The 12526-nt window shown below is 49.5% G+C and carries 12 protein-coding genes; 1 reads left to right on the plus strand and 11 read right to left on the minus strand.

Annotated elements, in window-relative coordinates; all coding sequences use genetic code 11:
- Positions 1-3 precede the first annotated feature (3 nt).
- From HPY52_13940 to HPY52_13990, 11 genes are all read right to left on the minus strand, one after another.
- Positions 4-858, minus strand: coding sequence for a glycosyltransferase (locus tag HPY52_13940; protein ID NPV81351.1), 855 nt, complete (start codon positions 856-858; stop codon positions 4-6).
- Positions 859-1419: 561 nt separating this feature from the next.
- Positions 1420-2574: a glycosyltransferase family 4 protein gene (locus HPY52_13945; GenBank protein ID NPV81352.1), complete on the minus strand. Its 1155-nt coding sequence runs from the start codon at positions 2572-2574 to the stop codon at positions 1420-1422.
- 79 nt (positions 2575-2653) lie between these two features.
- On the minus strand, positions 2654-4093 hold the full coding sequence (locus HPY52_13950) for a hypothetical protein (protein ID NPV81353.1): 1440 nt from the start codon (positions 4091-4093) through the stop codon (positions 2654-2656).
- A 221-nt stretch (positions 4094-4314) separates the two neighbouring features.
- Positions 4315-5379: a glycosyltransferase gene (locus HPY52_13955; GenBank protein NPV81354.1), complete on the minus strand. Its 1065-nt coding sequence runs from the start codon at positions 5377-5379 to the stop codon at positions 4315-4317.
- A gap of 60 nt (positions 5380-5439) precedes the next feature.
- Entirely contained in the window at positions 5440-6738 is a 1299-nt protein-coding gene (rfbH, locus tag HPY52_13960) for a lipopolysaccharide biosynthesis protein RfbH (GenBank protein ID NPV81355.1), read from the minus strand.
- Positions 6728-7633 (minus strand): SDR family oxidoreductase, encoded by a 906-nt coding sequence (locus HPY52_13965; protein NPV81356.1) that lies wholly within the window; start codon positions 7631-7633, stop codon positions 6728-6730. The genes rfbH and HPY52_13965 overlap by 11 nt, the downstream gene beginning before the upstream one ends.
- An 18-nt stretch (positions 7634-7651) precedes the next feature.
- Positions 7652-8101 (minus strand): dTDP-4-dehydrorhamnose 3,5-epimerase family protein, encoded by a 450-nt coding sequence (locus tag HPY52_13970; protein NPV81357.1) that lies wholly within the window; start codon positions 8099-8101, stop codon positions 7652-7654.
- A gap of 3 nt (positions 8102-8104) precedes the next feature.
- On the minus strand, positions 8105-9136 hold the full coding sequence (locus HPY52_13975) for an NAD-dependent epimerase/dehydratase family protein (GenBank protein NPV81358.1): 1032 nt from the start codon (positions 9134-9136) through the stop codon (positions 8105-8107).
- On the minus strand, positions 9121-9906 hold the full coding sequence (gene rfbF, locus HPY52_13980) for a glucose-1-phosphate cytidylyltransferase (GenBank protein ID NPV81359.1): 786 nt from the start codon (positions 9904-9906) through the stop codon (positions 9121-9123). The genes HPY52_13975 and rfbF overlap by 16 nt, the downstream gene beginning before the upstream one ends.
- Positions 9907-9981: 75 nt before the next feature.
- The gene (locus HPY52_13985) at positions 9982-11109 is read right to left on the minus strand and encodes a mannose-1-phosphate guanylyltransferase (protein ID NPV81360.1); all 1128 of its coding nucleotides are present in this window, start codon (positions 11107-11109) and stop codon (positions 9982-9984) included.
- A gap of 207 nt (positions 11110-11316) precedes the next feature.
- Positions 11317-11538: a hypothetical protein gene (locus HPY52_13990; GenBank protein NPV81361.1), complete on the minus strand. Its 222-nt coding sequence runs from the start codon at positions 11536-11538 to the stop codon at positions 11317-11319.
- Between the two features lie 166 nt (positions 11539-11704).
- On the opposite strand from HPY52_13990, the gene HPY52_13995 reads away from it, so the two are divergent.
- Positions 11705-12133, plus strand: coding sequence for a recombinase family protein (locus HPY52_13995; protein NPV81362.1), 429 nt, complete (start codon positions 11705-11707; stop codon positions 12131-12133).
- The last annotated feature ends 393 nt before the right edge of the window (positions 12134-12526 follow it).

Genomic DNA, 12526 nt, shown 5'->3' on the forward strand with positions numbered 1-12526 from the left:
CCTTTACATCCCCAATGCCTTTAGAAATAGCTCCCGATTAGCCCGAACCAGATCGGGATTCTCCGAGAAGCTCCTTCCATAGTCCCGCGCTCGCCGGGACATTTCATTGAATGCACGGTTATCCATGAAGATTAACTCATCCAAGGCCGCACGAAATTGCTCGGGCTTGGACAACGGCAGATTCCATCCTGCCTTTTTTGCAGTCAAGTTATTCCAAGGGGTCTGATCACTAGTCAAAACCGGGCATCCTGCATTTAGTGCTTCCAGGATTACATGCCCGAAGTTCTCTCCACGAGTGGGAAACAAGAACAAATGATATCGGGGGAAGATTTCCGGAACACGGTCGGGGGGCACTATCCCACAGTAGCTTGCTTGGATATTGTCCGGCAATAGCCTGATTAGGTTCTGACATTCTTCCCAATATGATTGGTCTTCGATAGGGCCGTAAATATCGAAACCCACCTTCCCCTTAACCTTCATCAGCGACTCAATGGCGAAGTCTAGATTCTTCATGCGCGCAATACGGGAAAGAAACACTATGCGTGCTGAGCCTACCTGCTTGATAGGCCTTCCCCCTAATAACTCGGAATCCTGAGGTGGTAGAGGAGGCAAATCCGGGGCTATCTGAACCGATACCCTTTCCTTCGTTGCTTTAGTGCCGAAAATCGAAAGGATATCCCCCATCTCATATTCGCTTGATGCCTGCCACATGATTCCGCTGTACAAGCCAAGACTCTTCGCCAAAGAAATATAAAGGCGCTTCTTGATGCCCTTTAGTGACAGGGCACCCTGAGAGAATTCCCCACGCGGCGCCAGCACCACCGGCCTTTTCGGAAGTAGATGCATGCGTCTTAACATAATTGTCTTGATGCTCAGCCGCGAAAAAAAACTGTTCAGATAGATTAAATCATATTTGAGATCCTTCAAGAGACGATGCCAAACAAAAAATCGCATTTCCGAAGGTGATAGGTAAAGCACATGTGCTTTGCCTACCTGTTGCCAAGACCCAGTATTAATACTAAGATAGGGGTGACGCTCCCCTAGATCCCGGTCGGAAGTAATGATGTGGAATTCAAATTCGTCTCCCAGCTGTTCCACCATGTTAGCGACGGTTCGAATTGGCCCCCCAGCTTTGTAACCTGGGAGATAATGATCTATTACAACCAAGATTCTCCGCATTAGTTTCGATCACCGCCATGCAGTTTTACGTCCCTAGAGCCCAATGCTGTTGCGACTAATTGTTCGAGCGCACGCTCGTGCGAATAGAGTAACTGGCTACGGTCTCGCGTAAAACAATTGAATCATCAAATGTGATATGGTAAGGCGCCTTTCAGGAAATTGATAAGCAACTGCGAGATCGCACGAACATTGGTATCCTTAGCCAAGCATTTTGTCTCAGGCAATCTCCAATCAGCTAAATCACCCAACACCGACACCGCTCGGCCTATCCCCAATTTCTTCAAACAGAGCACGCCACTCCGCGGCGATGACCTCTGCAGCATATAAGTCTCGGACTAGGCCCCTGGCGGCATTGCCGATGCTGCGACAGAATTTCTCATCTCGAAATAGCCGGGCTACCGCTTCCCCCATCTCTTCTGGACTATCACATTTGACTGCATGAACCCCGTTCACGACATCAAACCCCTCCAGCGCAATCGAAGAACCAACCACGGGACGCCCAAGGGCCATCGCTTGGAGGACTCGGTTCTTTAGCCCCGTGCCACTACGGTCGGGGGCAACAACAACGTCTGCCTGAGCGACAGCTTCGAGATAATCCGCCGCCCACTGGATAACCTTGATCGCAGGAATGTGTGAGGCTTTCGTCGCCAGAGAATCAGGCATGCTACCGCCACTAAGTATGATGAATTCGGCATCCGGGAACTCAACGAGCACCCGGGGCAGCCCCCGGTCGATGAAACCTAGCAATCCCGTCAAAATTCCCCTAATCGCCAGGTTACCCGAGAAAAGCAGACGCGGTGGCCTGCCATAATTGCGTGACAACGCAGGGACCTCATAGCGCAGAAATCTATCGTCAACTGCAATAGGAATTACGCGAACTTTCATGGACTGATCCAGGTTCTGGAGGTATTGCCCATCCACGGGCGAGACAACGTGCACAGCCGAGAAATGGCGATAATTGCATCTTTCGTAACGCCGCAGGAGCAACATGCACAGCCGAAGATACGCCCGTCTCAAGAAGTTGGCTTCCTCGAGCGCTAGCCGCTCATACGAGCGCGACGTAGCATCGTTTGGTGAGTGTATGGACGGGATATCAGGGGCTATCCGTCTATAAGGGGCCATAACGATTACATCATAAAACACGACATTAAAGCGCTGCTGCCGGGTTAAATTTCGCAAAGCAGACACGAACTGGCCATCGAGATACGGCCCGACAGGTGGGGGCAGTAACCTAACCGCGGCTCCGGCTCGCCTGAGGTGCGCCTTAAGCCCGCGTGCCGCGGGGAACACATCAATGATGCCTAAGGACGGCATCTCCCTTCTCAGTTGCTTTGCCCGTTCCCCGGCTGTCGGATCTCCAAAGGAGATAATATGGCAGTCGTGGTATTCGCACATAGACCTTAGAAGGTTATAAGCCTTCAATTTGACTCCGTTATCCGGGGGATAGGGTATATCTTGTAGTACAAACAGGATCCTAATTCGAAGTCACCTCCGTGCCGACAGACTCATAGCCTCCTCTTTTCAACCGTAATCGTGCCACCATGCCTATGACAAAAATAATCGTGAGGCCAATCAATGAAGACCTCAAGTAAAGAAAGAGTTCGAACCACCCGAGTTCGACCCGAAACATGTTTACTAACAAATATAGGTAGCTGATAACAGGAACCAGGTCGGCACCCAGACGCCTAACGTATTGTAGCACTAGTCTGTATCCTACCTCCACCAAAGCCAAAAAAGCTAGGGGCACAAGGATGAAACCCAGCCACCCACCGACCAATGCGCCAGAGCTGAAAAGCGTATCAGTGTAATCAATGCTCGGCCAACCCATGCCAGCAAAGAGCCCAGCATATTGTCCAAAAAGCGTTTTTGTGGGCCACAGCCCCCGGGGAATGATATTCATGATGGCTTCCTCTACTATACCGAGGTGCGGCGACATGCCCTGGTTATGGGTCATGTATGCAACTGCGAAATCAGACAGATCAAGCCTGTAACCCATCTCTGCGACTGAAGCATACAGAGCGTTGCCTCCTTCCACATATGCCCGCCCCAGAAGCGTCAGCACTGCCGTAGAACCCAGTGTGCCCACCACAAACACTGCGAAAACTAACCACCGCAAATAGACCCTCGCAATGCGCAGGGGTCTAAGAAGGAAAAGGCATACACCTACGGCCACAAGGGGGAATAAGATCAGACTCCTACTTCGCATAAACAAAGCCCAAGCCAATTCCAACCCAAGGCCGGCGATAGGCAGTAGCATTCCCGGCCGGTGCGCCCTCTTCGAGGTAGCTATAAGTGCTGCGCCGAGGATCTGAACCAAGTCGGACATAATGGACGACGTTGTCAAAAGCAGGAGATCCCAATACATTCTCACGGCAACAATACTGTATCTTCCCGGAATGTAGGTTGGCCCGTAGCCCGTGTAAACGAGAAATAGCTTTGTCACAACGTCGACAATGAGGATCAACTGGAACGCCCGCGGGAGCCTTTCAACCATTCCGGCAAGATACCGCTGATCGAGAATCGGACGAAGCCGTTTCGCCAAAAGGCGGATTACGACTAGGCATAACAATGAAACGCCAAAGACGGCTACCGATCCAAGAAACCTATCTTGGTCGGAAATTGCGAACTGCCTATAGACCTCCAGTCCAGCAAAATATTTGACGCTGCTCACAACATAGTAGAGTGAAGTCATGAGCATGAACACCAGCGAGGGAGCACGAACCAGAGAAAGCTTACCAGCCATTGTCATGGTAACCTCAAGGAGAATAACCCCGGCAAATAAATGAACGGAGAAAAACAACCACTGAGCTAGGCCCACATGAAGGATGAAAGCGGCGCATCCACCCACAAGCATATACCCAGTCACCAACAGGAACACCTGAATCGCTTCGAGAAGCCTTGAATTGGAATCCACGTAATGCCCCCCACTAAGCACACTATGCCACGACAGAATGCATCTTATCACAGCCGGAGCTCATCTAACTCTGTTTCCTAATATCTCCCTAGGATGCTTTACAGCTAAGCACTGCTCATAATAATCCGGGTCCACAGAATAATCGCTTCTGCTCCCCCTCTCGGCATTTCTACCAACACTCGAACCAGCTCTCTCCCCGAACACGATCTCGTCTGTGGCACCTATAATCGTTTCCGTCCCTCTGGCATACTTTTATCAATTAGTGCCCCTAGGTTCTTCCTTTCAATGACCTTTCTCTTTATAATATTTATACTCCTGATTGCCCCTCGAAAGAAAATCACTACCCCACTCGGCATAATAGAAAGCAAACTGGCCGCACAGCAGAAAAAAAATACCCTGATGGAAGGCCAAAGAGAATAAACTAGTAACACTTCGCGAAATATAAGATGCCTACTGGAACTCTGGAGACGGTTTTTAATAGTTGCTATAGCAGTTTCACGAGCATGAAAACTTAATGGATTAGCACTACCCGGGCTGACCTTTTGCCATAAACCCAAAAGGTAATTTTCGGTAAGATAATGATATAATATCCACGCAAACGTGAGTCTCGCCTCAAAGGTCTGACTCTTGTTATGAACCCTATAAAGCCCGAAGACAGCATCTAGCCGCACCACAGTACCAACAGCCCCTAATTCGCCCCAGAATAGCCAATCTGCCTGCGTTCCCGCCTCACCCTTGAATCCGCCCACTATCTCATAAGCTGCCCTTTTAAAGAACGCAGAACAAAGTTGAATTTGAGGCTCTGAGAGGTTAACCTTAAGAAACGATGGTGAACGGAAAACCTTCCTTGTATAACTCTGGTCAATAGGCAACGGAGATCTTCTCCCCAATCTTTTCTGCGTCTCCGACTCAATAATAACGCGGCTACTCCCATAAACTAGGACAACCGAAGGGTCAGCCTCAAACTCACGACATGCCTTTTCTACTGCACCAGGGAGTAACTCATCGTCCGCAGATAAAAGGCATATAATATCACCTGTTGATTCTCTGACAGCCTTGTTCCAATTTGCGACCATCCCGATATTATATGTATTCCTGATTACCTTGACGCGATTATCCATTCGCTCACAGCGCGCGAGTGCTTCTTGACAGCAATTTGGTGAGGCATTATCACATACGACTATCTCAAGCTCAATTCCATCACATGCTTGTCTTAAAGCGCTTTCTACGGCCCGTTCTAAGTATTCATGCTGATTAAAATGCGGGATACAAATACTAACCTTCATGGTGCCCTCACTCTAAGCATCTTTACCCAGATGCCATCTATCGCCAGACATAAGATACATTTAATGCCCCTCTAGCCAATCCGTGATACATTCTAACATGTAATTCAATTTGATTTTGTCAATGGCTTGGCATACTCCCAACCAGAATGATCTATCAAGGACAGTATCACTACCGCGCAAGCATCCTACCATCCTGATACGAGGATGCTCCCGATATGCCGGCTGCCTCAATAAATTCCCTCCAAATATCAACCGTGTACCAATCCTCTTCTCTTCAAGGCATCTCAAAAGCTCAGTCCTTGTAAACGGGGCACTAGGCTTTATCGTCACGGGGTATCCAAACCAAGATGCCTTTGCTCCTTCAACACTGCGTGGGAGTATAAACCAATCTTCATATCTGGTAAATAACTCATGGAGCGCTGCAAAATTCCGTTCCCTGATCGCGGCAAAGGAGTCTAAGCGCTCCAATTGGACCAACCCAATAGCTGCCTGCAAATCTGTCATTTTAAGGTTATACCCCATCTCGGAATACACATACTTATGGTCGTACCCTTCCGGCAAGCCAGGGAATTTCCAGTTATATCTCCGACCACAGGTATTGTCATGTCCCGGCTCACACCAGCAATGCCTTCCCCAATCCCTCAGAGACTCTATTATCCTAGCCCACTGGACAGAGGAACACGCTACAGCCCCGCCTTCACCAGTTGTTATGTGATGGGCAGGATAAAAACTAAACGAAGCAAGATCCCCCCAGGAGCCTACTGGGCGTCCGTTGAACTTTGCGCCTAAGGCGTCACAGGCATCCTCAATCAAAATTAACCCGTACCTGTCACATAGCGCCCTGATAGCCTGGGCATCAAATGGATTACCTAACGTATGTGCGAGAATCACTGCACGAGTCTTCTCTGTTACAGCTGCCTCGATAGTCTCAGGCCTTGGATTGTAGGTCCCTAGCTCAACATCCACGAGAACGGCTGTGAGGCCGTTCTGAAGTATCGGGTTGAGAGTAGTAGGAAACCCGACTGCAGAAGTTATAACTTCATCTCCGGGTTTGAGCTTTTTGTCACCCATAGCATTTGAACAAAGCGCTGATACGCTCAGCAAATTAGCTGAGGAGCCAGAATTAGTTAGGCATACTCGAGGTACCCCCAAGACGCTCGCGAGTTTATCCTCGAATCGTTTTGCATAAGGTCCTGCAGTGAGCCAGAAATCAAGGGCACACTCGACTAATATCTCAAGCTCCTCTGGGCCAAACGCCTTCCCTGACACGGGGACCCAATCTATCCCTGGGCGGAATTGCTGTCGGCCGAATCTCTCATAGTAGTACTGCCTCACGAGCTCCTTTATCTTATCTTTCACAAGCGCCCACCCTACTTCCGCTATTTAACATCTCGAATAAACCAGAGACCGCATCTTGAGGGAGAATGCCGAGGGTCTTAGTCACCTTATGTACCAATAGACCACCCTTGAGGGGCCTTCTCGCAACCTGGTTCAATTCATCGGTCGTAACCCCTATGATCCCCCTTATCGGTCTCCCTGTTAACTGAGCGCACGATACTGCAAAGGTCCATCTATCCATGAGACAAGGTCCTGAAACATTGAATATTCCTGTTTGCTTCTTATCAATCAATCGCCAGGTAAATCTGGCCACGTCCAGGGCATGGCTCGGCGATCCGATCTGGTCCCTTGGCACTTTGACCTCGCCACCTGAATCCAAGGTTCTTAGAAGCCTCACGACAAAATTCTTCCCCTGCGGTTCCCTGCCATAAACTCCCGTAGTCCGTATAATCAGACTCTCTGCACCGGAATCGATTAGGATATCCTCAGCGATAGCCTTGGACCACCCATACACGGACAAAGGACTCTTCCCATCGTCCTCAGCATAAGGGCCGGAGTTTCCGTCAAAAACGTAATCTGTGGAGAAAAACACTACTAGATTGCCTTCATCACGCGCCCACGAAGCGATAAGTCGAATCGGATCAACATTACACGCAAAGGTCTCTTCTTCATGGGTTTCCGCCCAGTCAACATTAGTGATGGCCCCAGGCACCAAAACAACTGACGGTCTAAGTTCATTCAGGGTGCCAAGGAGAGCTTCCCTATTGGTTAATGAAAGATGATGTAAACCCTCAACTGGGTACGAATTATATGTACCATATACTTCCCATCCCAGGTCCCGGCCACTAGCTAACAGGTGACTTCCAATCAGACCGGAAGCCCCTATAACGAGTGCCTTCCTTTTCTGGTCAGTCATGTCTTTCCATCCCTTATTTCACCGATGTACCAGTTCCCAAGAGTAAGGAATCCGTGAATCATTCGGACTTATTCTGACTATCTCCGCCGGATCGTGAGGATGACTGGCACAATTGCACACCAAGGCTGGTTGAACCCCGACCCCCTTGAAGCCATTCCAAACCCCCGGAGGTATTGTTACACGGACATAATTACCCTCTCCAACAAAAAGCTCCATAAGTTCTCCCCTGGTGGGGGAGTCCGAGCGATCATCGTAGAGCACCAGCTTTATCACGCCAATAGGAACTGCATAGTTCAGCCTCATGACTTTATGGAGGTGCCAGCCCTTGACTACCCCAGGGTACACCATGGAAAAGTAGACCTCTCCGAACTGCTCGAAATCTGGGTCATCGGAACGCATGAGGTGCATTATTTTACCCCGTTCATCAAGGATCTGCCTGAGTTCTCGAATTTTAACTCCAGCTATCATATCCTATACCTCCTCTCCTATACCTCGCATCTTGGTAATGTAATCTGTATACCACTGAATGGTTTCTACTAGCCCAGTCTCAAGTGTATAGAGTGGGCGCCAACCTAGAATCTTTCGGGCCTTTTCTGAAGAAAGATATTGATTGTGAATCTCAGCCTTAGCCGTATTCCTAATTTCAGGTTCTATATCGAGCCTTTTCATGAGCCTTAATATGACATTTACAAGTTCCAGGACGGTTACTGGTTTGTCAAGTCCAAAGTTAAAAGCTTCCCCCTTCAAAGAAGGGTCCTCAATTACTGCGCGACCCAACGTCAAATACGCGCCGACTACATCCTTCACGTATATATAGTCCCGAACATACTTGCCGTCACTCCGAATCACGGGCCTTTTCCTGGCCAGGACATCACGAATAGTTCCCGGGACGATCCGTTCAAAATTAAGATCCCCGCCGCCATATATGTTACCGCATCGTGCAATAACAATTGGAATATCATAGGTTATAGCATAACTTCTTGAAATCAGATCAACACAGCTCTTAGATACGTCATATGGATATGTACCCCTCAAAGGATGAATCTCTTTATATGGGAGGCATTCGCTCTCTCCGTAAGCCTTGTCGCTGGATGCGACAACCACAGCATTCACATTGCTCCCATAGATCCTAAGCGATTCTAACAGATTCCATGTACCTCGCACATTAGCTTCCAGCGTTCCCAGAGGGCAATTACGCGCAATTCCAACCTGAGTCTGCGCCCCGAGATGAAAGATTACTTCAGGCTGATACTCCGCGATAATCCTGCAAAGCGCCGGGAAACTCTCTAGTTCTCCTCGGGCACGCACTACTTTGTCAAGGGTCCCCGAAGTTATCGCAACAGAACTCGGAACCTCATCACGTAGGAGAGCAACTACATCGGCGCCGATACGAACAAGGGCATCCAGGAGCCAAGATCCAACCAGTCCAGTCCCTCCGGTCACAAATATTCGTTTCCCCTTTAGCCATCTATGAGGAGTAGCTGCATCTACCATACCTTCCATGGTGCCTCTCCTTTTTCCCAAAGCTCGTTTAGCCTCTTCACGTCCCTCATGGTATCCATAGGGTGCCAGAACCCCTCATGCATATATGCAGACAGTTCCCCTCTAGCAGCTAACGACTCGAGGGGCTCTCGCTCCAATATGGTTTCATCGTCTTTAAGGAAGTCAAACAGCCGGTTTGAGAATATGAAGAATCCCCCGTTGATCCATCCCTCTCCGGCCTGAGGCTTCTCTGTGAAACTTTTGACCTTTCCGTGTTCCAATTCAAGTGCTCCAAACCTTGACGGAGGTCTCACAGCAGTAAGCATACAAGGACATCCAGCAGCCTGGTATTCCTCAATCTGACGCCTAATATCTATGTTCGCTACCCCATCACCATATGTAGCAAAGAAGAATGGATCCCCTTCAACATACTTTCGCAGCCTTAGAATCCGCCCACCAGTTTGCGTTCCCATACCGGTATCCACAAGTGTCACATTCCATGGCTCTGCTGCCCCATTCATAAGAGTCACATTTCCCTTGGCCAAATCAATCATGATATCACTATTCAGCGCACAATAATTGAGGAAATAATCCTTGATTACTTCTCCTTTATATCCTAGAGCAATTACGAAATCTCTGAGACCGTAATGGGAATATATCTTCATTATGTGCCAAAGGATTGGGTGCCCCCCAACCTCTACCATAGGCTTTGGCCTTACCGTGGTCTCTTCGGCTAATCTTGTTCCTAGGCCGCCAGCTAGAATTATGACCTTATAATTAGAGAGGCCCATCCCACCAACTCCATGCATACCACTCTAAGCCAATTCCCCCTGCATCTCCATGTAGACCTTCGTCTATCTATTTATCTATTGCGCTGCGGCCTCCCGAGCCCTCCGAGTCCCCAGCATCTCCGTTATCTTCTTCAAATTCCCGCTCCGCCTCTTATCTGCTACAAGCACCACGTCATCTGAGTTTACTATCACCAGGTCCTTTACCCCAAAGGCAACGAAGAGCTTGTCCCCCATGGAATTCTCAATGATATTCCCAGCTGCCTCAATAGCTATGGCCTCGCCCTTTACCACATTACCATTCTCATCCTTGTCGAAAATCCGTTCAAGGGCAGCCCAGGTTCCTACATCGTCCCAGCCGAAGTCCCCGGGAACAACAGCGACGTTGTCCGCCTTCTCCAGCAGGGTATAGTCGATTGACCTGCGTTCCAGGGCGAGAAACCTTTCCTGGATACCGTTCTGCCCCTTTTCAAGAAGGCCTTCGATCTCGTTTAGCCCCTCATACAAAGCAGGGGCATACTTCATGAATGCTTCCCTGAGCACAGACAGCCTCCATACGAATATCCCTGCGTTCCAGAGATATTTACCGCTCTTGAGAAATCCTAGGGCTTCATTTAGACATGGTTTCTCGGTGAACCTCCTGGCGCGATGGGCTGTGAAGCACTGTTTCACAATACCTCCATCGGGCTCCGCTCGGCCCGGGAGTGTCACTGTGGTCAACGGCTCCCCGCACTCGATGTAGCCATACCCTTCCTCAGGACGCGTGGGCCTGATACCTATAGTTACTAGATAGTTCCCATCAGCTGCCACATTTGCGGCATACCTCAGAGTTTCAGCAAATCTCTCCTCATCCAGTACCACATGGTCGCTGGGCATCATGACCATAACTGCATCCCTGATGCGCTGGCCTAAGCAGATCATCGCATATCCCACTGCGGGAGCCGTGTCACGGCTCGCAGGTTCTATTATAAGATTCCCCTCGGGAAGCTCCGGAAGCTGCGAGAGAACAAGTTCGCCATAATCTGGTCCGGTTATCACATAAACCCTGCTGATATCTCCGGCAACCTTCAGCGCTCGTGCAAAAGCCTGTTGCAGAAGGGTACCCTCGCCCCAAAGTGATAGGAATTGCTTTGGGGTGGTATTCGTACTTCTTGGCCAGAATCTCTCACCTTTGCCTCCAGCCATAATAACTACGACAATATGCATTGGGGACGCCTCTTCCATAATGGGCATAAAGCAATCCTTCAAATGGGGAATCCACTTGCTACAGTCCTACACTCTGCAAACCCCGTAATATTCAGTCCTGCTAAGCGATTAGATATAATGCCTCTTGGAGTTCGCCCAAGGCCGGGAATTTATCATCTTTGCCCCCAGACCGGGGCGCCGCAGCTCCACCCCGTAAACCGTTACCCATTATATGCCTCTCTTGGCAGCAAGGTCAAGCCATCTCCGGAGTGTTTTCAGGGCACGCCCTTCATCTTGCTTAAATTGCTGATTCCTTTCCCTGCCAGGCTCCAACAGCTCAGCATGAGCTGAGGCATATATCCCCCTGGCCAATCCTAGAATTGCCCACCCACGACGGGATGGGCTATGGATTCCAAATTGGGTTGTAAGATAGGCGCTAACAATATTCATACAATGGCGACTCCTGGTCTTGTCGACCTCCATATTGACTATATTCTACATTATGCGGGTTTTCCTTCTCGAAAAGTACATAATCTATATCTATTTCCGCTTAGGTTTGGACAGTACGGGACGCCCTTGCGGGGGGGCAGCCTGATCGTAGGCTTCCTCTGAATAGATGCCGGTATCGCGCCAGGAGTTTCCATGGTATACGCATATGGCTATGGCATATGGTATAGCCTTGCGTTCAGTCACCGAACCAATTGATATGGCTACACCCATGGGGCAAACAATATTCGCCGCCCTCGCAGGTATGGCCGCACAAGAAAGGCTCGCCATCATACAGCGCACCCTTGCTGGCAAAAAGGAGAAAGCCAAGAAAGGTGGTCTTGCTGGAGGGCCAGCTCCACTGGGTTACGTCAGGGATAAGGAAGACGGGCTACAGTTAGTCCCTTGGGATGGTGAGAATTACGTCCTTGCGGAGGGCAAACAAGAGGCCATCGTCCCAAAAGCGGAAAGGGCAGGGCAAGAGGTTTTATGCGGGTTGGACAGCTCGCTAGGGAACGTACTCGGAAAACCACTTCAACGACCATGGCCTGAGGTGTAGGCCTCATTTTGTCGGCTTCTCGAGGGTTTCCTGATAGCCGGACCAGGCAAGAACAAGACATTGCAAAGATGGGAGTATCGCCTTTGCCGTGCTTTATGAGCCAGATGAAAAGAAACAGTTGAAAATTGAATGGGCACTGCGCCGTAAATACGACCCTCCATGTGGCACAGACCCATGGCAGTGGGATTATTGAAAGGAGGCATATTTTATGGCGAAGAAGGGGTTCGCGTCTAAAGAAGCAGCAGAGGAGGCTATCAGGCAGTTAGCCCAACTTCCGCACTCAGAGCACTGGAACCCTTACGGTACCTATGTTCTTTGTCAAATTACGTCACTATCTTACGACCATGTCTTCACCGGCTTGATCATCCGGGGCGATATGCCTAGCGCCTCATA

This window comes from Bacillota bacterium (assembly GCA_013178415.1).
Classification (GTDB): domain Bacteria; phylum Bacillota; class SHA-98; order Ch115; family Ch115; genus Ch115.

Bases quoted from the DNA above. Each gene is read 5' to 3' on its own strand.
- HPY52_13975 (NPV81358.1), bottom strand. From the start codon at position 9,136: ATGGAAGGTATGGTAGATGCAGCTACTCCTCATAGATGGCTAAAGGGG.
- HPY52_13940 (NPV81351.1), bottom strand. From the start codon at position 858: ATGTTAAGACGCATGCATCTACTTCCGAAAAGGCCGGTGGTGCTGGCG.
- HPY52_13995 (NPV81362.1), top strand. From the start codon at position 11,705: ATGCCGGTATCGCGCCAGGAGTTTCCATGGTATACGCATATGGCTATG.
- HPY52_13965 (NPV81356.1), bottom strand. From the start codon at position 7,633: ATGACTGACCAGAAAAGGAAGGCACTCGTTATAGGGGCTTCCGGTCTG.
- HPY52_13990 (NPV81361.1), bottom strand. From the start codon at position 11,538: ATGAATATTGTTAGCGCCTATCTTACAACCCAATTTGGAATCCATAGC.
- HPY52_13945 (NPV81352.1), bottom strand. From the start codon at position 2,574: ATGTGCGAATACCACGACTGCCATATTATCTCCTTTGGAGATCCGACA.
- HPY52_13955 (NPV81354.1), bottom strand. From the start codon at position 5,379: ATGAAGGTTAGTATTTGTATCCCGCATTTTAATCAGCATGAATACTTA.
- HPY52_13985 (NPV81360.1), bottom strand. From the start codon at position 11,109: ATGCATATTGTCGTAGTTATTATGGCTGGAGGCAAAGGTGAGAGATTC.
- HPY52_13970 (NPV81357.1), bottom strand. From the start codon at position 8,101: ATGATAGCTGGAGTTAAAATTCGAGAACTCAGGCAGATCCTTGATGAA.
- rfbF (NPV81359.1), bottom strand. From the start codon at position 9,906: ATGGGCCTCTCTAATTATAAGGTCATAATTCTAGCTGGCGGCCTAGGA.